The 20,334-nt window shown below is 66.4% G+C and carries 24 protein-coding genes; 10 read left to right on the top strand and 14 right to left on the bottom strand.

The window, feature by feature from the left end:
- Positions 1-11: 11 nt before the first annotated feature.
- From WA965_RS12750 to WA965_RS12730, 5 genes are all read left to right on the top strand, one after another.
- Complete coding sequence (locus WA965_RS12750; protein ID WP_526447583.1) at positions 12-830, top strand: NAD(P)-dependent oxidoreductase; 819 nt, start codon at positions 12-14, stop codon at positions 828-830.
- Positions 831-858: 28 nt separating this feature from the next.
- A complete protein-coding gene (locus tag WA965_RS12745) occupies positions 859-1,650 on the top strand; it encodes an NAD(P)-dependent oxidoreductase (protein WP_526296490.1) in 792 nt (263 codons plus the stop codon).
- Between the two features lie 124 nt (positions 1,651-1,774).
- Positions 1,775-2,977 carry a cytochrome P450 gene (locus WA965_RS12740; RefSeq protein ID WP_526296400.1) on the top strand — a complete coding sequence of 401 codons (1,203 nt, stop codon included), beginning with the start codon at positions 1,775-1,777 and terminating at the stop codon, positions 2,975-2,977.
- A gap of 83 nt (positions 2,978-3,060) precedes the next feature.
- Positions 3,061-3,261, top strand: a complete 201-nt coding sequence (locus tag WA965_RS12735; protein WP_526296398.1) for a ferredoxin — start codon at positions 3,061-3,063, stop codon at positions 3,259-3,261.
- 84 nt (positions 3,262-3,345) lie between these two features.
- Positions 3,346-4,134 (top strand): alpha/beta fold hydrolase, encoded by a 789-nt coding sequence (locus WA965_RS12730; RefSeq protein ID WP_526296396.1) that lies wholly within the window; start codon positions 3,346-3,348, stop codon positions 4,132-4,134.
- A 93-nt stretch (positions 4,135-4,227) separates the two neighbouring features.
- Here WA965_RS12730 and WA965_RS12725 read toward each other — a convergent pair whose 3' ends face one another.
- The 13 genes from WA965_RS12725 to WA965_RS12665 all read right to left on the bottom strand — a co-directional run bounded on the left by WA965_RS12725 (position 4,228) and on the right by WA965_RS12665 (position 14,468).
- On the bottom strand, positions 4,228-4,512 hold the full coding sequence (locus WA965_RS12725) for a DUF1330 domain-containing protein (protein ID WP_526296394.1): 285 nt from the start codon (positions 4,510-4,512) through the stop codon (positions 4,228-4,230).
- Positions 4,513-4,532: 20 nt separating this feature from the next.
- The gene (locus WA965_RS12720) at positions 4,533-4,724 is read right to left on the bottom strand and encodes a ferredoxin (RefSeq protein ID WP_526296392.1); all 192 of its coding nucleotides are present in this window, start codon (positions 4,722-4,724) and stop codon (positions 4,533-4,535) included.
- On the bottom strand, positions 4,721-6,004 hold the full coding sequence (locus WA965_RS12715) for a cytochrome P450 (RefSeq protein ID WP_526296390.1): 1,284 nt from the start codon (positions 6,002-6,004) through the stop codon (positions 4,721-4,723). The genes WA965_RS12720 and WA965_RS12715 overlap by 4 nt, the downstream gene beginning before the upstream one ends.
- Positions 6,005-6,103: 99 nt before the next feature.
- Positions 6,104-6,643, bottom strand: coding sequence for a carboxymuconolactone decarboxylase family protein (locus tag WA965_RS12710; protein WP_526296388.1), 540 nt, complete (start codon positions 6,641-6,643; stop codon positions 6,104-6,106).
- A gap of 2 nt (positions 6,644-6,645) precedes the next feature.
- Positions 6,646-7,491 carry a TauD/TfdA dioxygenase family protein gene (locus tag WA965_RS12705; protein WP_526296386.1) on the bottom strand — a complete coding sequence of 282 codons (846 nt, stop codon included), beginning with the start codon at positions 7,489-7,491 and terminating at the stop codon, positions 6,646-6,648.
- A gap of 38 nt (positions 7,492-7,529) precedes the next feature.
- Positions 7,530-7,865, bottom strand: a complete 336-nt coding sequence (locus WA965_RS12700; protein WP_526296384.1) for a hypothetical protein — start codon at positions 7,863-7,865, stop codon at positions 7,530-7,532.
- Positions 7,866-7,867: 2 nt separating this feature from the next.
- On the bottom strand, positions 7,868-9,139 hold the full coding sequence (locus tag WA965_RS12695) for an aromatic ring-hydroxylating oxygenase subunit alpha (protein WP_526296382.1): 1,272 nt from the start codon (positions 9,137-9,139) through the stop codon (positions 7,868-7,870).
- A 56-nt stretch (positions 9,140-9,195) separates the two neighbouring features.
- Positions 9,196-9,939: an SDR family NAD(P)-dependent oxidoreductase gene (locus tag WA965_RS12690; RefSeq protein WP_178357075.1), complete on the bottom strand. Its 744-nt coding sequence runs from the start codon at positions 9,937-9,939 to the stop codon at positions 9,196-9,198.
- Positions 9,940-9,966: 27 nt separating this feature from the next.
- Entirely contained in the window at positions 9,967-10,998 is a 1,032-nt protein-coding gene (locus WA965_RS12685) for a 2Fe-2S iron-sulfur cluster-binding protein (protein ID WP_526296380.1), read from the bottom strand.
- A gap of 75 nt (positions 10,999-11,073) precedes the next feature.
- Positions 11,074-11,526 carry a MarR family winged helix-turn-helix transcriptional regulator gene (locus WA965_RS12680; protein WP_526296488.1) on the bottom strand — a complete coding sequence of 151 codons (453 nt, stop codon included), beginning with the start codon at positions 11,524-11,526 and terminating at the stop codon, positions 11,074-11,076.
- Positions 11,527-11,572: 46 nt separating this feature from the next.
- Entirely contained in the window at positions 11,573-12,850 is a 1,278-nt protein-coding gene (locus tag WA965_RS12675; protein ID WP_526296378.1) for a metal-dependent hydrolase family protein, read from the bottom strand.
- Positions 12,847-13,194, bottom strand: a complete 348-nt coding sequence (locus WA965_RS12670) for a hypothetical protein (protein ID WP_526296376.1) — start codon at positions 13,192-13,194, stop codon at positions 12,847-12,849. Before WA965_RS12670 ends, WA965_RS12675 begins: the two co-directional genes overlap by 4 nt.
- Positions 13,191-14,468, bottom strand: coding sequence for an aromatic ring-hydroxylating oxygenase subunit alpha (locus WA965_RS12665; RefSeq protein WP_526296374.1), 1,278 nt, complete (start codon positions 14,466-14,468; stop codon positions 13,191-13,193). Before WA965_RS12665 ends, WA965_RS12670 begins: the two co-directional genes overlap by 4 nt.
- A gap of 196 nt (positions 14,469-14,664) precedes the next feature.
- Here WA965_RS12665 and WA965_RS12660 point away from each other — a divergent pair, with 196 nt between their 5' ends.
- Positions 14,665-16,146: an aldehyde dehydrogenase gene (locus tag WA965_RS12660; RefSeq protein ID WP_526296372.1), complete on the top strand. Its 1,482-nt coding sequence runs from the start codon at positions 14,665-14,667 to the stop codon at positions 16,144-16,146.
- A 4-nt stretch (positions 16,147-16,150) separates the two neighbouring features.
- Positions 16,151-16,930 (top strand): emopamil-binding protein, encoded by a 780-nt coding sequence (locus WA965_RS12655; RefSeq protein WP_526296370.1) that lies wholly within the window; start codon positions 16,151-16,153, stop codon positions 16,928-16,930.
- A gap of 16 nt (positions 16,931-16,946) precedes the next feature.
- Here the strand turns inward: WA965_RS12655 and WA965_RS12650 are convergent, their stop codons facing one another.
- Positions 16,947-18,125 carry an acyl-CoA dehydrogenase family protein gene (locus WA965_RS12650; protein WP_526296368.1) on the bottom strand — a complete coding sequence of 393 codons (1,179 nt, stop codon included), beginning with the start codon at positions 18,123-18,125 and terminating at the stop codon, positions 16,947-16,949.
- Positions 18,126-18,182: 57 nt separating this feature from the next.
- On the opposite strand from WA965_RS12650, the gene WA965_RS12645 reads away from it, so the two are divergent.
- The 3 genes from WA965_RS12645 to WA965_RS12635 form a co-directional block, all read left to right on the top strand.
- A complete protein-coding gene (locus tag WA965_RS12645) occupies positions 18,183-19,091 on the top strand; it encodes an NAD-dependent epimerase/dehydratase family protein (RefSeq protein WP_526447581.1) in 909 nt (302 codons plus the stop codon).
- An 11-nt stretch (positions 19,092-19,102) separates the two neighbouring features.
- Positions 19,103-19,846 (top strand): hypothetical protein, encoded by a 744-nt coding sequence (locus WA965_RS12640; RefSeq protein ID WP_526296365.1) that lies wholly within the window; start codon positions 19,103-19,105, stop codon positions 19,844-19,846.
- 34 nt (positions 19,847-19,880) lie between these two features.
- Positions 19,881-20,334: LLM class flavin-dependent oxidoreductase (locus tag WA965_RS12635; RefSeq protein WP_526447579.1), on the top strand; the 454-nt coding region annotated here is incomplete at its 3' end.

The raw sequence follows: 20,334 nt of genomic DNA, 5'->3' as shown, positions 1-20,334 counted from the left end.
GAGGAACATACATGAAGGTCGGATTCATCGGACTGGGCAGTCAGGGCGGGCCCATGGCGCGCCGGATCGTCGAAGGCGGGTTCGACCTGACGCTGTGGGCACGCAGGTCCGCATCGGTCGAGCCGTATGCCGACACAGCGGCCAGGGTGGCGGCCACGCCGGCCGAGCTCGCCGCTGCCTGCGACCTGGTGTGCCTGTGTGTCGTCGGCGACGACGACGTCCGCGAGGTGCTCACCGGCGACGCCGGGGTGCTTGCCGGACTCGAGCCCGGCGGCATCGTCGCGATCCACAGCACGATCCATCCCGACACCTGCCGCGATCTCGCGGAAATTGCTGCGGCACAGGGCGTCACCCTCATCGACGCCCCTGTCAGTGGCGGCGCTCCGGCCGTCGAGCAGGGCACGCTGATGGTCATGGTCGGTGGCCAGGCCGACGTCGTCGAGAAGGTGCGTCCGGTCTTCGCCACCTATTCCGATGCCATCGTCCACCTCGGCGGGTTGGGCAGTGGTCAGGTCGCGAAGATCCTGAACAACCTGCTGTTCAGCGCGAATCTCGGGGCGGCGATGAGCACTCTGGAGTTGGGTGATGCGCTCGGCATCCCGCGTGACCGGCTCTGCGAGGTACTCCATCGGGGATCGGCGACCAGCAAGGCAGTCGGCAGCATCACGATGTTCGGCGGGACCCTCGAGGGGTTGGCGCCCATCGCGGGGGCACTGCTGCAGAAGGACGTCCGGCACGCGGCCAGCCTCGCGGCGGACGCGTCGGCCCCTGAGGGCACGGTGTTCGACGTCGCGGACACGGCGCTGACGCTCATGGAGCACAGTCGATGAGCGCTCGCGCGAAGAGAAGGCGATGTCGATGAAGATCGGTTTTGTCGGCGCCGGCCGGATGGGCGCCCCGATGGTACGTCGGCTCGTCGACGCCGGCCATGAGGTACATGCGCTCGGCCGCTCCGACGACAAGCGCTCAGCCATCGAGGAACTCGGTGCGCACGCGGTCGCCGACACCGCGGCGGTGGCCGAATCCGCCGACGCCGTCGTCGTCTGTGTCTTCACCGACGATCAGGTCAGCCAGCTGTGCCTGGACGGTGATCTGGTGGCGCGGATGAGAACGGGCGCAGCGCTCATCCTGCACACCACCGGCAGCCCGAGGACCGCACGGACCATCGCCGAACGATTCGACCACGTCGATGTCATCGACGCACCCGTCAGCGGCGGCCCCCACGACATCGCCGCGGGCACGGTCACGGTCTTCGTCGGCGGTTCCGACACCGCGCTGGCACGGGTCCAACCGGCACTCGGCGCCTACGCCGACCCGGTGCTCCACGCGGGACCCACGGGCGCAGGGCAGTTGGTGAAGTTGATCAACAACACCATGTTCGCCGCGCAGATCGGACTCGTCGCCGAAGGCATGCGGTTGGGCGCCCGCCTCGGCGTCGACGAAGGTCCGTTGCTGAACGCTCTGACCCACGGAAGCGCGCAGAGCCGAGTCCTGTCCATGGTCGCCGCGGCCGGGTCGGCCGACGCCTTCATCTCACGTGTCGGCGAGTTCATCGGCAAGGACGTCGCAGTGGTCCGCAAGACCGTCGCTGAACTCGGCGGCGACCTCGGCGGGCTCGAGGCGTTGGTCGAAGCCGGATCGAAGTCGTGACACGCCTGTCCGCTGTTGACCAATCAGCAGAATTCGGCGACGATCTACCGCATACTGGAAGCATTACAGTTAATCAGCCTTCCGTAACGTTTCCGGCCCTGTCGACAGCGCCGAGGAGGACGCAGTGACCAAGCCCCAGGTGAAGTTCGACCCGGTCGCCCAGGAGTACTTCGACAACCCGTACGAGATCTACAAGCGGATGCGTGACGACGCCCCGATCTACTACGACGAGCGGGAGGACTTCTACGCACTGACCCGCCACGCCGATGTGGCGGCCGCGTTCAAGGACCACGAGTCGTTCTCGTCGGCTCGGGGATGTGACCTCGGCATGGTCCGATCCGGCGACGTCCCGCAGAAGTCGATCATCTTCATGGACCCGCCGGACCATCGGCACATGCGCAGCCTGCTGAACAAGGCGTTCACCCCGCGGGCGATCCAGGCACAACGGGACACCGTCGTCGAACTCATTCAGCACTATCTCGGCAAAGCCGATCCGGAGCACTTCGACGTCGTCCAGGACTTTTCGGGTCCGTTCCCCGTCGAGGTGATCACGCGGATGGCAGGGGTGCCCGAGGACTTCCGGCAGCAGGTCCGGCACTGGATCGACAAGAGCCTGCATCGCAAGCCGGGCCAGATCGACTCCGACGACGACAACATGCAGGCCAACATCGACTCCGGGATGTACTACTACAACCTGGTGGTCGAGCGCAGGCAGAACCCGCAGGACGACATGATCAGCCGGCTCATCGCCGCCGAGATCCCCGGTCCCGACGGTGAGATGCGCAAGCTCGACGACATCGAGATCACCGGCTTCACCACGCTGCTCGGCGGCGCGGGCGCCGAGACCGTCACGAAGCTCGTCGGCAGTGCGATGGTGGAATTCGCCCGGCACCCCGACCAGTGGCAGCTGCTGCTCGACGACCGCAGCAGAATCCCCGACGCCGTCGAGGAACTGCTGCGATATGTCGGCCCGGTGCAGTACAACGTGCGGTACAGCGTGCGGGATGTCGAGCTGCCCAGCGGCACCATCCCGGCGAACAAACCGGTCTTTCTGATGGGTGCGGCCGCCAACCGGGATCCCCGAGCCTTCGACGACGCCGAGACTTTCGACATCACCCGCGACCGCCTCCAGGCGCAGAACCTCGGTTTGGGCTACGGCATTCACAGCTGTCTCGGCGCCGCGCTCGCCCGGATGGAGACAGTGCTCGCACTCGAGCATCTGCTCGATTTCATGCCGCGCTACGAGGTCGACTTCGACGGTCTGCAGCGCGTCAACATGCAGAACGTCGCCGGCTACCACCACGTGCCGGTGAAGGTGTTGAGGTGAGGGCGAAGGGGGATCGCGAATGACGCGGCGAGGAGCGGAGCGGGATCGCGAATGACGCGGCGAGGAGCGGAGCGGGATCGCCCATGACTCAGAAGATCGAGGTCGACTTCGGCCTCTGTGAGAGCAACGGGGTGTGCATGGGCATCATCCCCGAAGTTTTTGACCTCGACGACGATGACTACCTGCATGTGCTGCAGGACGAGGTGACGCCCGAAAACGAAGCGCAGGTGAAGGAAGCCGTGCGGCAATGCCCGCGCCAGGCGATCTTCCTCAAAGACGAATGACCGCAACCGAGCTGGTCTTCGAACCGCTTTCCGAGAAGTTCTTCGACTGGTCGCACGTCTCTGTCCGTGTGTCGAGGTAGCTGAGTGCGCTTCGTCCTCGTGCACGGTGGTTTCCACGCCGCGTGGTGCTGGGAGCGCACGATCGCCGAACTGGAATCGCTCGGGCATGACGCCGTGGCCGTCGACCTTCCGGGGCACGGCACAATGCTGGATCAGGAATCGACGCTGGCCAATCGGCGCGAGGCGATCGTCGCGGTGTTACGGGAAGCCGGTGACACCCGCAGCGTGCTGGTGGGACATTCCGGTGGCGGGTTCGACGCGACCCTGGCCGCGGATGCACGCCCGGACCTGGTGCGCCACGTCGTGTACCTCGCCGCGGCGCTGCCCCGGGAAGGACGCACCTACCCCGAGGCGATGGCGATGCGCGACAGCGACGACGGCCCGGACGAACTCGGCGAGGAATTCGACGCTGACGTCGGAGAGATGTTGAGCCACTTACACTTCGACGCCGACGGCGCGATGACCTTCGCGGACTTCGACGGCGTGTGGAAGTACTTCTACCACGACTGCGACGAGTCGACCGCGCGCTGGGCGTTCGATCGACTGGGACCGGAGCGGTTCGGCGACACCACGGTGACGCCGGTATCGATCCCGCGGTTCTGGGAGGCCGACCTGCCCCGCAGCTTCATCCTGTGTGACCAGGACCGCTCGATGCCGCGGTGGCTGGCAGATACCGTTGCCCGCAGGCTCGGCGTCGAGCAGTTGACCATCGACGCGTCACACTCACCGTTCCTGTCGCGGCCGCGCGAGCTCGCCGAACTCCTGGTGCACGCGACCACGACCACACCGGTCGCGCCGCTCACTCCGCACTAGCCCTTCTCCGCGGAATAGCATTCCTGGCTGTGAATTCGCCTGCAACCACAACCAGGAATGCTATTCCGCGGACGAGGAGCAGGGCCCGACCACTCAGAAGCCGGAGACGATGACCCCGTTGCAGTCCGCCGCCGCCTGACGCAGCTTGGCCGCTGCCTGGTACTCGTCGGAGTAGTACCACTGCTTGGCAGCCTCGACGGATTCGAACTCCAGAAGCACGGTCTGGGTGCCGTGCCACTGCCCCTCGAGCGTCTCAGCTGCGGGGCCGAAAGCGAGCACTTTGGCGTTGCCCATCGTCTGGCTGGCCAGCTTGCCGTACTCGGCCATTCCGGCGGCGTCCTTGATGTCCTCGGTGATGATCACGTAACCTTTGGCCACTTACCGTATCTCCTTGTATGTCAACTGATTTCGCGTATAGCGTGCTCGGGACAGTTGTCGATGGCCTCGCGGGCGGCGGCCTCGAGCCCCGCGGGCACGTCCCCGGGATCCGCGACCGCCCAACCGTCGTCACTCATTTCGAAAACCTCGGGGCACAGCGTCAGGCACATGCCGTGGCCGGCGCAGCGGTCTTCGTCGACCGTGACCTTCATCTGAGGTCGAACTCCAAGTGCAGCTCGGTCAGCCCGCGCAGGATGTACGTCGGGATGTACTGGTAGCGCCTGTCGCCCACCGGACCGTGCTTGCTCTCCGAGATCCGGATGTCGGTCGTCCGGTCGAGCAGTCGTTCCAGGCCGACGCGGGTCTCCGCGCGGGCCAGCGGCGCACCCGGGCAGCTGTGGATCCCCCGTCCGAACGCCAGGTGCTGACGCGCGTTCTTGCGCTCGGGATCGAAGCTGTCCGGGTCCTCGAAGCGGCGCGGGTCGCGGTTCGCGGCGCCGTTGATCACCATCACCGTCGAGCCGGCACCCAGCGTCTGGTCACCGACGGTCGTCGGGCACCGCGACAACCGGAAGTCGCCCTTCACCGGGCTCTCGATACGCAGGCATTCCTCGATGAAGTTGCCCAGCAGGCTGCGGTCCTCGCGCAGTCTGGCCTGGATGTCGGGGCGGTCCCCCAACACCTTCAGCGCGGTGCTGAGCAGCCGCACCGTCGTCTCCTGTCCGGCGGAGAAGACATTGGTGGCCACGCGCACGACATCGCCGACCTCGGGCATGGTGCCATCGGGGAACGTCGCCGTCGCCAGTCCGGTCAGCACGTCGTCACGCGGTTCGGCGCGACGCTCCTCGACATAGGTGGCGAACACTTCGTAGAGGTGCTCCAGCGGCGTCTTGTTCATCGCCTTCTCGGCGTTGCCGACCGCGCTGCCGTGCGTGCCGCGAGCGAGCCGCTCGAGGAGGTCGGCGCGGTCCTCTTCGGGCACGCCGAGAAGGTCGGCGATGATGCGCAACGTGAAGGGGCCCGCGAAGCCCTTGATGAACTCGCCTTCACCAGGCGCCAGGAAATCGTCGAGGATGTCGTCGGCGAGACCCCACATCGCGTCCTCGTTCTCCTTGAGGCGCTTGGGCGTGATCAGCCGCATCAGCAGGGCGCGGTGATTGGTGTGCGTCGGCGGATCCAGCGTCGGCAGCTGGTCGCTGAACGGGATCTCGTCGCGGTGCTCGACGATCAGGTCGGTCAGGTCGTCGTTCTCCCTGCCCTCCAGAGACACCGGAAAGCCGGGGAACGGCCCGGTCACCGAGATGCACGACGAGAAGGTCTCGGAGTCGTTGTAGACGTCGACGGCCTCCTGCCAGCCGGTGATCATCGTGACGCCGTAATGGTCCTCCCGGCTGACGGGGCACTTGTTCCGCAGTGCCTCGTAGAACGTGTACGGGTCGTCCGTCAGCCGACTGTCTCTGAAAAAGTCGACTGTGGTGAGGTCTTCCGCCATGCCTGCTCCGCTCCGACGATCTCTCGCCACGAGAACGTGATTCTCATTCCTGGGTATCAGGTTTTCACACTGGCTGCGTGCCGTCAACGAAGACCGGCCTCAGTGCCCTTCCGGCTGGACGCCCAGGACGTTCACTGTGACGGCCAGCAGTTGATAGCACCCGACCGTGAACAGCAGATCCAGGATCTGTTGCTCGTCGAAATGCTGCTGCAGCTGGGACCATGTGGCGTCGGTGAGCGTGCTGGACTCGTCGACTTCGTCAACGAGGCGCACGACGAGCCCGTCGACCGGATCGGTGACCTCACCGCCGCGGACGGCCTCGATCTCCTCGGGTGTGAGGCCGGCCCGCTCGGCGATGGGCACGTGGTGGTCCCACAGATACTGCGACCGGCGTAGGTGCACCGCACGCAGCACCGCCACCTCGCGCACCCGGGGGGACACCGTCGAGCGCAGCAGCAGGTGCGCATTGAACTCGAGGTACGCGCGCGTGAGTCCCGGATTGCGGACCAGAGTGCTCACCACGTTGCCGGCGTCGCGGGGGTTGGCCCGCTCGACGGGCAGCAACGGGCGCACCGCGTCACGGACGCCGTCGTCCCAGGCGTCGGCGGGCAGTGGGTCCAGGCGGGGGGTGGACGTCATCTCTATTGGATCGGTTCGTCGCCGAGCACAGTGGTACGCAACATCTCCCGCGGCGAATCGGGATCATAAGGCGCCGCCCGGTGCAGGACACCGTTGTTGTCCCAGATGACGGTGTCCCCGACCGACCACCGGTGGCTGTACACCAGATGCGGTCGGGTGGCGCGATCGAGCAACTCGGCCAGCAGCGCCTGTCCCTCGTCGCGATCCATCCCGACGACGTAGTGCGCCGAGGCCCCGAGGACCAGCGACTTGCGGCCGCTGCGGTGCGTCCACACCAGTGGATGTTCGTGTGTCGGCCGAGACCGCCAGCGCGCGAGTTCCTCCGGCGACGGGTTCGGGTTGACCCGACTCTGCGACGCCTCCAGTGAGTGCACCACCCGCAGCGCCCCGAACCGCGCCTTCTCCTCGTCGCTGAACGCGTCGTAAGCGGCGTAGGAGTTGGCGAACTCCGTCTCGCCGCCCCGTTCGGCCACCTGCTTGGCGGACAGCACGGTGGCCTTCTGCGGGCACTCGTCGCCGGTGGGCGTGCAACCGTCGATATGCCAGTCGAACGTGGCGCGCAGATAGGCCGCGGACGCGTTCTTCGACTTGTCGAGGGTGATCGGGTAGATACCCGCGACCGGATGGTGCCCGTCCGAGGAGTGGTCCACCTCGCCAAGTCGTGTGCAGAACGCCACCTGCGCCTCGGGATCGAGGCCCAGGTCGGGGAAGACCAGGACCCCGTTGCGTTCGAGCGCGTCGAGAACGGCGTCGGCGAGCGAGTCGTCGTTCACGAGGCGGTCCGGGTCGACGCCGACCACTTCGGCGCCGACCGATTCGGTCAGTTTGTTGATCGTGAGCAGGCTCATCGCCCGTCCTTTCCCGATTGCGTTGGTCGAAGGGGAGATCACGGGACCGGCGCACTGACGCGGTCGATGACGGCGTCGGCGGAGTCGGCGGGTTTCTGCGTACCGAAGACCTCGACGGCCATCGACACCATGATCATCGAGTAGATCAGGTGAAGCAGGTTCAGCACGTCGTCGGGAAGATCGTCGAGGCCGAACTTGTCGCAGTAGTCGATCGCCTCCTCGAAGCGAGGCGAGAACGTGTCGTAGAACTGGTGGATCTCCGGCATCGGTGTGCTGAGCCGGGTCTCCCACCGCTCGGGTTCTGTTGCCAGACACCACTTGTCGGCGAACAGTTCCAGTTCGACGAACGTGGTGGGCAGTCGCTTGCCTGACACGGTCACACCCCCACCGGGTGATGCTCGGTCTTGTACTCCTGGACCCAGTCGACGGCGACCTTGTGCAGGTGGCGTACCAGGATCTCCTGGTCGTTGAGCGGGAAATCGTCGACTATCGGCTCGTCCAGGCCGTACTCCAGTGCGGCCTGGGTGCCGCCCAGCATTCCGGCGTCCTGCAGCGCGAACTCCTTGAGCACGACCGAGGCGACCTCGTGCTCGACGCGTTCCCGCACCGTGGTCGCCGGGTGAAATGCGTTGTACGCCTCGAACTTGTGCGTGTTGTGCGACGTCGGCCAGTAGCGGTACAGCAGGTACCAGCCGTGGTAGATCAGGATCTCCAGGTTCGGGAAGATCTGAAAGTTGGTGATCCCCCACGGTTCGATGTTGCCGGGGTTCAGCCCCGCCGACTGGTGAGTTTCCGGGGTACGCCACGGCCCTACGAGTCCGCTCTGCGTCGCCCGTTCGACCGGGTACATGTACTCCGGCGCGAGCAACCAGCGTCGGGTTCCCGCGGTGGACACCAGGCGGTGCGGCCCGTCGATCTGGAAGTGCCCGCACTCGAAGGTCGCGTTGGGCTGGCGCACCTCGGTCGGCACCTGCTGCGCGTGCAGCGACGGCACGTGGTAGTACTCCTGGAACGCGTCGGCGAAGATCTTCCAGTTGCTGTTGTTGTGCGCGACGAAATCGTAACGCTCCGTCATCTTCTCGAACGGATAGTCGTCCAGCGCGGTGATCATCGGCCCGAGGAACTCGCGCAGGCTCTGGCGCGGCTCCCGGTCGAGGTTGATGAAGACGAAGCCGTTCCAGACGTCGCAGTGCACCGGGCTCAACCCGTACTGCCGCTCGTCGAGATCGAAGAACTCCCCTGCCTGCTGAACGAACTTCAGTTCGCCGTCGAGGCCGTAACGCCACCCGTGGTACTTGCAGGTGAACTGGCGACAGGTGCCTTTGACCTCCTCGTTCGGAAAATCGTTCCAGACCAGTTTGTTTCCACGGTGGCGACAGATGTTGTGGAAGGCGCGGATCTGCTCGTCGCGGCCCTTGACGACGATGACCGACGTGTTCGCCACCTCGATCTCTTTCGTCAGGTAGCTCCCGACGCGCGGGAGCTCCTCGACCCGAGCGACGTTGAGCCACGCGCGTTTGAAGATCGCCTCGCGCTCGAGCTCGTAGAATTCCTGCGACGTCGAGTCGCGGAACGACACCGGCCCCGTCCCGAGCTCGGGATAGTGTTGCGTCCAGCTGCCCTCTTGCGGCTTAGGCCACCGAGCCATGTGAACCTCCCTGTCGTCGTGAGCTTTCCGTTCGGCTGACGTCTGCGCGTTTCACGTCACATCACCGATCCGCCGTTGACGCCGAGGGTCTGACCGGTGATGAAGCCCGCCTCTTCGGAGCACAGGAACCCGACCGCGGCGGCGATGTCCTCGCCGGTGCCGAGATGACCGACCGGGATGCTGGCAGCCATCTGCTCGTTGGGCGGTAGATGCCCTTCGGCCTGGGACTGGTGCTGCATCGGCGTCTCGATGCCCGACGGCGGGATGTTGTTGACCGTGATGCCCACCGGGCCGTACTCCCGGGCAAGCGATTTTGTCAGCGAGATCAAGGCACCTTTGGAGGCCGCGTAGTGCGCCATCCCCGGCGAGCCGCGTTGCGCGCTCGACGACGAGATCATCACAATGCGGCCCCACCCGGCTTCCAGCATGTCGGGCACCGCGACCTGCGCGCAGTGGAAGGTGCCATTGAGGTTGACGTCGATGAGCCGCTGCCAGGTCTGCGGCGAGATGTCGACGAACGGTGCGAAGTCCACCAGTCCGGCACTGGTCACCAGGATGTGCACCGGCCCCAGCTCGGTGCGTACCTTGGCGAAGGCGTCCTCGACCGCGGCCCGGTCGGTCACGTCGGCTGCGACCCCGAGCGCGGCCGCACCGTCGGCACGCAACTCCTCTGCCACCCGTTGTGCCGCTGCGCCGTTGAGATCCAGGACCGCGACCTTGTGCCCCCGTCGGGCGAGCTCATGGCAGCTCGACTCACCCATGCCGGAAGCACCGCCGGTCACCACCGCCACGCGGCTCATCTGCTGCACTCCATCACCCTCGAGCTCCTACTCATAGACCACACGGACCCTGCGGCTGGTGGGCAGCGTCTGACAGGTCAGCACCCAGCCTTCCTCGACCTCGTCGGCCTCCAGCGCATCGTTGTTCAGCATGCGCGCACTGCCTTCGACGATGCGCGCCATACACGTTCCGCACGAACCGGTTTCGCACGACGACGGGGCGCGCAGCCCGGACATCCGTGCGGTCTGCAGCAACGTGTCGCCCTGGCGGTAGCTCGCCGTCGTCACACGACGATCGAGTTCGATGACAACCTCTTCGGTGACGTCCGCGCCGTCGAGGAGCACCTCCGGTGCGACCTCGGCCACGGTGAAGCGCTCGAGGTGGAGCCGCTTCTCGGGGACGTCGGCTGACCGCAACGCACTTTCCACCGTCGCCATGAACGGTGCGGGCCCACAGATGTAGAAGTCCGCGTCCGCCGCACCCGCGGCGAACTGTCCGACGGCCGCCGGTGCCACGACGCCGCCGTCCTCGTCATAGTGATGCTCGACGACCAACCGGTCGGCGTTGGCGTCGGCGAGGCGGGCCAGCTGCTCGGAGAAGATGACCGAGTCGCGAGCACGGTTGGCGTAGAAGAGCTTGACGCGTCGCGACGAATCGGCCAGTACCGTACGTACCAGCGACATGATCGGCGTGATGCCGCTGCCGCCCGCGAACGCGACCAGATCGGCCGCGGAATCGCACTCCGGCAGGACGAACTTGCCGTCCGGCGGGGCGGCATGCAGCGCGGTACCCGCGACGGCGGAGTCGTTGAGCCAGTTCGACACCACGCCGCCGGGATCTCGTTTGACGGTGATCTGCAGCTCGTCCTCGACCGGAGCCGACGACATCGAGTAGCAGCGGCGCAGGTCCCTGCCGTCGACGGTGACCCGCACGGTCAGGAACTGACCGGCCTTGTAGCGGAACTGCTTCGAGCAGTGCTCGGGCACATCCAGCACGAGAGACACCGCGTCGGAGGTCTCCCGCACGACGCGCTTGACGCGCAGCGGTGCGAATCCGTCGGTGGTGCTCTCCTCGGCCATCCCGGCAATGATATCAAGTACTTGTCATTGTTCTCAAGTACTTGTCATGCCCAGGATTCAACGGATGGGTCTACGTCAGTTGTCGACGTGGTCTGCGAACAGCTCGTGACCGGTCCCCTGCTCGACCACCCTGCCCAGCAGCTCGCGCAGTGTCTTCTGCTCGTCCTTGCTCAGGACACCGAAGACCTTGTCGTGAGCGGCGATCGCGTCCTGGACCACGGCGCCCGCGACCTTGCGCCCCTGGTCGGTGAGGTACGCCTGCAGGATCCGGCCGTGCTGTGGGTCCTGCTTGCGCTGGACCAGATTCCGTCGCTCGAGCGCGGTCAGGGCGAGTTGCACACCCTGCGGGCTGATCAGCAGACGGCGTGCGAGCTCGGCCCCGGAGAGTCCCGGCTCGTTGGACAGCTGCCGCAGCACACCGATCTGGGCGGTGCTCACGCCGTGCTCGCTGACCGACTCGTTCACCGTGGTCAGCGTGAAGTAGAAGGCCTGCTTGAGCAGCCACAAGATGTTGTCGGTGAGCTCGATACCCGGCTCCGCGTCGCTGTTCATGTGCGCCTCCACACCTGTGACGTTAGTGCTTGTAGATCGCGCCGTCCTTCATCACGAATCTCACGTCGAGGGTGGCGGCGATGTCCTGCGACGGATCGCCCGCCACCGCGATGATGTCGGCGAGGTAGCCCGGCGCCAGCCGGCCGAGCTCGTCATCGGCGTCGATGAGCTCGGCACTGGTGATCGTCGCCGCCCGCAACGCCTGCATCGGAGTCATGCCCCGTGCCACCAGTGCGCACAACTCCTTGGCGTTCTGCCCGTGCGGCACGGCGGGCGCGTCGGTTCCACAGGCGATCCGCACCCCCGCCGCGATCGCCTTCGGCAGCATCGCCTGCGCCCGGGGAAAGACCTCCTCGGCCTTCTTTCGCAACTCGGGTGCGATGCGGTCGACCGCCATGGCCTCGGTGAGGTAGGTGGTCGACACCAGAAACGTGCCATGGTCGACCATCATCTGAATCGTGTCGTCGGTCGCGAGGAAGCCGTGCTCGATACAGTCGATGCCGGCCCGGATGCACGCCCGAATCGCGCTGTCCCCCACCGCGTGCGCGGCCACCCGCACACCGGCTCGATGCGCTTCGTCGGCGATGGCCGCGAACTCGTCATCCGAGTACTGCTGCGCGCCGGGCGCAGTGCTGTGTGACATCACCCCGCCCGACGCCGACACCTTGATGAGCTTGGCGCCGTGCCGGACCTGATAGCGCACACAGGTTCGCACGTCGTCGACGCCGTTGGCGATTCCCTCGGCTACCGACAGCGGCATGATGCCGGGGGCGAGGCGCTGGAACACCGTGGGGTCGAGGTGCCCGCCATAGGGCGTCACCGCATGCCCCGCCGGGACGATCCGCGGACCGACGTGCCAGCCCTGGTCGATCGCGCGCTGTAGCGCCACGTCCAGCAGATAGCCGCCGGTCTTGACCATCAGACCCAGGTTGCGCACGGTCGTGAAGCCGGCCTCGAGCGTGGTGCGCGCGTTGACCGCACCCCGCAGCGTTCGATATGCGGGGTCGTCCTGCACACCGTGCATCGGGCTGGGTAGCCCCTCAGGACCACCGGGCCCACCGATGAGCAGGTTGAGCTCCATGTCCATCAGCCCGGGCAGCAGCGTGACGTCGCCCAGATCGATGTCCTGGGCCGGATTCTCCGGAATCACAGCAGGATTCACCCCGGTGATCCGGTTGCCCTCGATCACCACCACCGCGGGTGAGCGCACCTCGCCGGCCTCGACGTCGGCCCAGCGTGCCGCCCGCAGGACGGTGGTCGCCGGACCCGATGCCGTATCGGACGGGCCGTGGTCGGTCACGGAATCGGTTCGGCGACGCAGTCGAGCGTGGTCGCTCCCGAGTCGGGCACCTTCGGCTGCTTCCAGCACTCGACCGGGAACGACACCTGGATCATCGAGTACAGCAGGTGCATCAGGTTGAGTACGTCGTCGGGCAGATCCTCGAGGCTGAACTTGTCGCAGTAGGAGATCGCCTCCTCGGCGCGCGCGGTGATCGCATCGTAGAAGGCCTGCATCTCCCGCATCGACGTGCCGAGGCGTTTGGCGTACCGCTCCTGCTCGGTGCCGAGACACCAGTCGGAATACTGCTCCAGGTCGGCGAATTCGGGCGGCAGTTCGGCTGTCACGGTGTCGGCCACGGTCACGCCCCCTGTCCGACGTGCTGGGTCTTTTGCTGGTAGTCCTCGACCCACGCGGCGGTCTCCTTGTGCAGGTGGCGGATCAGCACCTCCTGATCGCAGAGCACGAAGTCCTCGAGCACGCGCGACTCGACCATCGTCTGGGTGGCCTCCAGAGTGTTGGCGTCCTGCAGCCCGTACTCCTTGAACGACACCGCGGCCAGTTCCTGGGCGATGCGTTCCCGCGGGGTGCGCGGCTGCGGGAAGTACACGGTCCCCTCGAAGATGTGGGTGTTGTGCGAGGTCGGCCAGTAGTGGTAGGTCAGGTACCAGCCCTGCCCCCAGAACAGAATGACGAAGTTCGGGAACAGCTGGAAAGAGTCCAGGCCCCACGGATCACACTTCGCCGGGTTGAGGCCGGCCGGCATCTCCCCCAGATCCGGCTTGTCCCAGGGTCCGAAGAGCCCGCTCTGGCAGATGTCCTCGATCGGCTTGCGCATCTCGTCGGGCATCTCCCAGGCCCGCACACCTGAGGTGCTCACCAGGCGGTGCGGCCCTTCGATGCGGTAGTGCGGCGCCTCGAATCCGGCTTCCGCGGCGGCCTTCGAGTAGGCGGTCGGCGACTGGTTCGCATGCAGTACCGGTGCATGGTAGAACTCCTGGAACGCGTCCATGTAGAGCTTCCAGTTGGCCTTGACCTCGGACCGGTAGTAGAAGCGCGAGGTCATCTTGTCGAACGGATAGCCTTCGAGACCGGTGATCATCGGCCCGAGAAATTCCCGCAGCGTCTGCTCCGGTTCTGGTGCGAAGTTGACGAAGATGAAGCCTTCCCAGACGTCGCAGTGCACCCCGACCAGGCCGTAGCGGCTCTTGTCGAGATCGAAGAACTCGCCCTCCTGCTGCACGAACGTCAGGTTGCCGTCCAGGTCGTAGCGCCATGCGTGGTACTTGCAGGTGAACTGCCGGCAGACGCCGCTGGTCTCCTCGAGCGGCATGTCGTTCCACACCAGTTTGTTGCCGCGGTGCCTGCAGATGTTGTGGTACGCCTTCACCTCGCCGCTCGTTGTCCGCACCACGATGATCGAGGTGTTGGCGACCTTGAGTTCCTTGGTGAAGTAGCTGCCCTTGCGCGGGATCTGCTCGACGCGGCCCACATTCAGCCATGCGCGCTTGAAGACCGCCTTGCGTTCGACCTCGTAGAACTCCGGGTCGATCGAGTCCTCGTAGGACACCGGCCCCGTCCCCAGCTGCGGGTAGTGCTGAGTCCAGCTGCCTTCTGGCGGTTTCGGAAATCGGGCCATCGTCGTCTCCTGTTGACTGCAATCACTGCCGGGGCCGCCCGCTCGCGAAGCGCCGGGACGAGTCTCTCAGGCAAACAAGCACGCGCAGCTGCCTTTTCGCCATTTCGGAGGAGACGGCACCGTCGACGGTATATGCTTCGGCAAGCTATCGCAAGTAGTTGATATTAAACGAAACGTCAGGACGGAGTCAGGCGGCGTGCGCTACGACGAGCTGTTCATCGGCGGTGCATGGCGCACGCCCAGCACCGATCAGCGCATCGAGATCGTGTCGCCCCACACCGAGATGCGCGTAGCGCAGGTGGCCGCCGCGGCACCTGCCGACGTGGACCTGGCGGTGCAGTCCGCACGAACCGCGTTCGACGACGGCCCGTGGCCCAGGACCGCCCCCGCCGAACGCATCGACGCGGTGCGCGGACTCGCCGAGATCTACGGTGGCCGCCGGGCCGACATGGCAGCACTGATCACCTCGGAGATCGGCGCGCCGATCAGCTTCGCGCAGCGGGCGCAGGTAGCGCTTCCCTGGACGATGATGAACGCGTTCTGCGATGTGGCGCAGTCGTATCCATGGCAGGAGGCGCGGCCCGGGCGCTACGGGTCCGACATCACGATCCTGCGCCAGCCGGTCGGCGTCGTCGCGGCCATCGTCCCGTGGAACATGCCGCAGTTCCTGATCGTCACGAAGCTGGTCCCCGCGTTCCTCGCCGGGTGCACCGTGATCCTCAAGCCGGCACCCGAGTCGCCGCTCAACGCGCTGCTGCTCGCCGAACTGATCGCCGAATCAGGGCTGCCGCCCGGCGTCGTGAGCGTGCTGCCCGGCGACGGTGCCGTCGGCGACCATCTGGTCAGACACCCGGGCGTGGACAAGGTGTCGTTCACCGGTTCGACGGCCGCGGGCCGAGCTGTCGCCACGGCCTGCGCCGCCGACCTGCGCCCGGTCAGCCTCGAACTCGGCGGCAAATCCGCCGCGATCGTGCTCGACGACGCGGATCCGACCACCGTCGCGACCGGCGTGCGCTCGGCCAGCCTGAGCAACAGCGGCCAGATCTGCAACGCGCTGACACGCATCCTCGTGCCGCGAACCCGCGCAGCGGAATTCACCGACGCGCTGGCGGCCGAGGTGAGTTCGCTGGTGGTCGGGGACCCGACCGACACCGGCACTCAGGTCGGGCCTCTGGTCGCGCAGCGGCAGCAGCAGCGGGTCGCCGGTTACCTCGGCAAGGGCGTCCGCGACGGCGCCCGGATCGTGACCGGCGGCAGCGGCATGCCCGACGGCTGCGATCGGGGGTGGTACGTCAAGCCGACCCTGTTCGACCAGGCGGACAACTCGATGGCCATCGCCCGCGAGGAGATCTTCGGCCCGGTGCTGACTGTCATCGCCTACGACGACCAGGCCGAGGCGGTGGCCATCGCCAACGACTCGGACTACGGCTTGGCCGGATCAGTGTTCACCGCAGACCTCGACCGCGGACTGGCCGTCGCCGCGGCGATCCGCACCGGCACGTTCGGCGTCAACCAGGGCTACACGATGGACCCGTTCGCCCCGTTCGGCGGGGTGAAGAACAGCGGATACGGGCGAGAACTCGGCTCCGAGGGCATCGACGGCTACACCGATACCAAATCGATATCCATTGCGGACAGCCAGGATCCGGCTACCGCAGCCGCCGGAACAGGAGCGTGACACTATGACGACACTGGAGATCCGCGAACCGAACTTCGCCCGTCCGGTCGCGCCGCACCGGGGACGGATCTATCTCGGGGTCGGGCTGCTGACCGGGGTGGTGTTCTTGGGGATGACGATCGGTGTGCAGTTCGGGCTCATCGCGCCGAGCTTCACCGCCGACGTCATCGCCAATCTGCTCTTCGGTGTGCCGGTGATCCTGGTTCCACTGGTCATCCTGTGGGACGCACCGGGCGAGAACCGAACCCGGCTCGACAAGGCGGCGGAGCTCACGCTGTTCTATCTGCCCTACACGGCATGCAGCCAGATCGGTTACGAGTTGATGTTCCTGATCGGCCATCCGCTCGGCTGGTGGACGCCGACGACGGACCCCGGCTGGAAGTGGCTGTGGTGGCAGTACGCGCTCGCCGACACCCGCTATGTGAGCGGGAACCCGTGGATCTTCGCGCTCGAGGTGGTCGGCGTGATCACTGGCGTCATCGTGTTCGTCATGTGGACGAGGTTGATCAAGGTGGATCTGCCAACAGAGTCCCGGATCCGTTGCCTCTGGGGTGCATTCGCCGGCTGCGCTGTCCTGATGAGCAGCACGGCGGTGTACTTCCTGTCCGAGGTGGGCGCCGGTTTCGAGAACATCGGCCAGGCCGGATACGGCCTTGGCTTCAAGTTCATCGCCGAGAACGTGCCGTTCATCGTGCTGCCACCGCTGGTGCTCTACGCGATCTACCTTCAGATCGACTACCTGACCCGGCGCGCGGGAGCACAATCCGTCGCGTCGGAGCGCTGACCCGCAGGGCGAGCCATCAGCGCGCAGGCAGGCCGAGCACGCGCTGGGCGATGATGTTGCGCTGGATCTCCGATGTGCCGCCGGCAATGGTGCCCGCGTAGGTGCTGATGTATCGCGCGAACCGGCCGGCAGTGAAAATGGCTGGCGCGTAAGGGTTGTACGGAGCCGTCAGCGCCGGGTCGAGCAGTCCGTCGACACCCGCCGCGTCGAGCGCGTGTCGCATCGCGTTCTGCTCGGCCTCGGAACCGAGCACCTTGAGCACCGAGACGGCGGGGACGTCGCGCTCCCCCCGGGCAGCCTGTCCGAGCGCCGCTGAACCGAGCAGCCGCAGCGCCTGGTAGTCCATGACGATGCTGGCGTAGCGGTCGCGGTTCACCGCACCGACGGGCCGGAAATCCTCGAGCAGTTGTTCCAGCCGAGTGGCGAACGACAGCCACATCAACGTCCGTTCGTGGCCCAGGGATCCGTTGGCCACCCGCCACCCTTCGTGGAGCGGTCCCACCAGGTTTTCAGCGGGCACGCGAACGTCACTGAAGAACACCTCGTTGAAGTCCAGACCGTCGCGGTCATGCACCGAGGCGAACGGCCGGCACGTCACACCCGCGCTCTCGGTCGGGATGAGTAACGCGCTGATTCCCTTGTGCTTGGGCGCCTTCGGGTCGGTTCTGACGAAGGCGAGGATCACGTCGGCGTCGTGGGCTCCCGAGGTCCACACCTTCTGGCCGTTGACGACGAAGCCTTCGGCGTCGACCGTCGCCGTGGTGCGCAGACCGGCCAGGTCCGAACCCGCGCCCGGTTCGCTCATGCCGAGCGAGGCGGTCATCTCGGCGCGGAGAATCGGGACCGCCCAGTTGCGCTTCTGCTCCTCGGTGCCGAACGACAGCAGCGAAGCGGCGATGATGCCGACGCCCTGCGGGTTGAACGCGTGGTAGATGCGACGGCGCGACAGTTCCTCGCGGTGGACGAATTGCTCCAGGATGCCGGCGTTGCGTCCGCCGAACTCGGGCGGGTTTCCCGGCAGCAGCCAGCCGTGGTCGAACTGCACCTGCTGCCAGCGCCGCGCCCACTCCGGCACGTGCGACGTCGACCGGGATGCTTCGCTCGCCGCCTCCGCTTCCGCGGGCAGGTGGTCGTCGAGGAACTGCGTGTATTCCGCACGGAAGGGCTCGACGTCGGCGACGAACGTCAGCTGCACGCAGCCCAGGTTATCAAGTACTTAACATTTTGGGTTCGATGCGCTAAGACTGAGCGGATGCTCGATGCAGAGAAGATCCTCATCACCGGCGCCACCGGCAAGATCGCCTTTCCCCTCGCACGCGCGCTCGCGAAGAACAACGAAGTGTGGGGTGCCGCTCGGATGAGAGAACCTGCCGACCGGGACAAGCTGACCGACGCCGGCATCATCCCGGTCGCGCTGGACGTGAGTGCCGGCGACTTCTCCATCCTCCCTTCTGACTTCACCTACGTGTTCCACGCCGCGGTGGACACCGGCGGCGGTGAGTGGGCCCACTGCGTCGACACCAACGCGCAGAAGTCCGGTGACCTGCTCTACCACTGCCGCATCGCCAAAGGTTTCGTGTTCTGTTCCACCGGTTCGGTCTACGGCTACCAGAGTGGGCGCCCCCTGCGGGAATCCGACCCGCCCGGCGTGCCGCTGCGCGCCAACTACAGCTTCTCCAAGATCGCCGCGGAGGCGGTCTGCACGTGGGTCGCAAAGCAGTACGACATCCCGGTGACCATCATCCGGATCTGTTCCACCTACGGTCCGCAGGGCGGTGCCCCCGCGGACCGGTTGGCGATGATGCTGACGGGAAAGCCGATTCGGCTCCACCCCGACAAACCCAACAACTACAACCCGATCTACGAGGACGACTACGTCGATCTCGGCGTGCGGGCCATGGAGGTCGCGGCCACCCCTCCCGTCGTGGTGAACTGGGCGGGCAGCGAGACGGTCAGCGTCGAGGAGTACTGCGCGTTCATGGGTGAGCTGGTGGGTGTCGAGCCGATATTCGAGTACACCAGCGACGCGCACACCCCGTTGTGGCCCGACGTCACCTACATGCACGAGGTACTGGGCCGGACAAAAGTCTCTTGGCGCGAGGGGTTCCGGCGGATGATCGAGGCGCGGCACCCCGAGCTGCTACGCGCCACGGCCGACTGAAGGGACCCGAGATGCAGTTGCCCGGCACACCCTCCGACGACACGGCCGATGTGCTCGCCGAAGGCGGCGGGGACATCACGACGCTGTTCGTGTCCATGGCACGGCGCCACCCCGAGGGTGCCGATGCCGACTACCTGCGCTGGCACACCCTCGACCACCGCCCGGAGCAGCACCGGCTTTCCGCGGTGCGGGCGTCGTTGCGGCTGGTGTCGACTCCGGCGTGTCGGTCCGTGCGTGCATGCAGTCGTGACCGCTACGACGAGATCGACCACGTGATGACCTACTTCTTCACCGATCCCGCCGGGATGGAGCCGTTCCTGGCACTGTCCAGGGCTCTGGGCGACGCCGGCCGCAAGCTGCCGCTGCTGCCGCCGGTGGAACGCGGCGTCTACGCCGTCGACGCAAAAGCGGCGGCACCGCGCATCAAGGTCGGCTCCGACGTGTTGCCGTGGTGGCCGGTGCGAGGGGTCTACCTGCTACTCGAATCGGCCGCATCGTCGCCGGCGGATCTGCTCGACGTCGACGGCGTCGCCGGCGTGTGGTCGGCGACGTCGCTGCCGGTAGAGCCGCGCCTGGCGAGCGCACCGGCGGGACAGACGATTTCGTACTGCTTCCTCGACGAGGATCCGGTGCAGACCGCCGAACGGCTGCGCCCGGTGCTCGACGAGCGCTGGAGCGACGGCGTGATCGAACCGCTCTTCGCCGCCCCGTTCCATCCCGTCGTACCGCACAAGTGGGACATCCATGTGCCGTGACCATGTGCCGTAGCCGCCGTGACGAAGGAGCGCCATGCGTATCGGGCTGATGGTCGGCTCCGACAGGGAACGTCCGCGCGACAAGCGACTGACCGGACTGCTGACCGACGGCGCCGCGGCCGATGCCGCCGGGTTCAGCTCGTTCTGGTTCCCCCAGGTGCCCGGCTATCTCGACGCGATGACGGCGCTGACGCTGCTGGGACAGGCCACCACGACGATCGAACTCGGCACCGCGGTGGTTCCCATCCAGACCCGCCATCCCATGATCCTTGCGCAGCAGGCACTCACGACGTCGCTCGCGTGCGGCGGCCGGTTCACACTCGGCCTCGGCGTGTCCCACGACTGGATCATCAACGGACAGTTGGGCATTCCATACGACCGTCCCGTGCACCAGCTGCGTGATCATCTCGATGTGCTCGCGTCGGCGTTCCGCGGTGCCGGCCGGGTCGACGTGGACAACGCCGCGTGCAGCGTGCACAGCCCGGTGG

Source organism: Mycobacterium sp., from assembly GCF_049683935.1.
Taxonomy (GTDB): domain Bacteria; phylum Actinomycetota; class Actinomycetes; order Mycobacteriales; family Mycobacteriaceae; genus Mycobacterium.
This window is presented reverse-complemented; position numbering and strand designations above follow the sequence as displayed.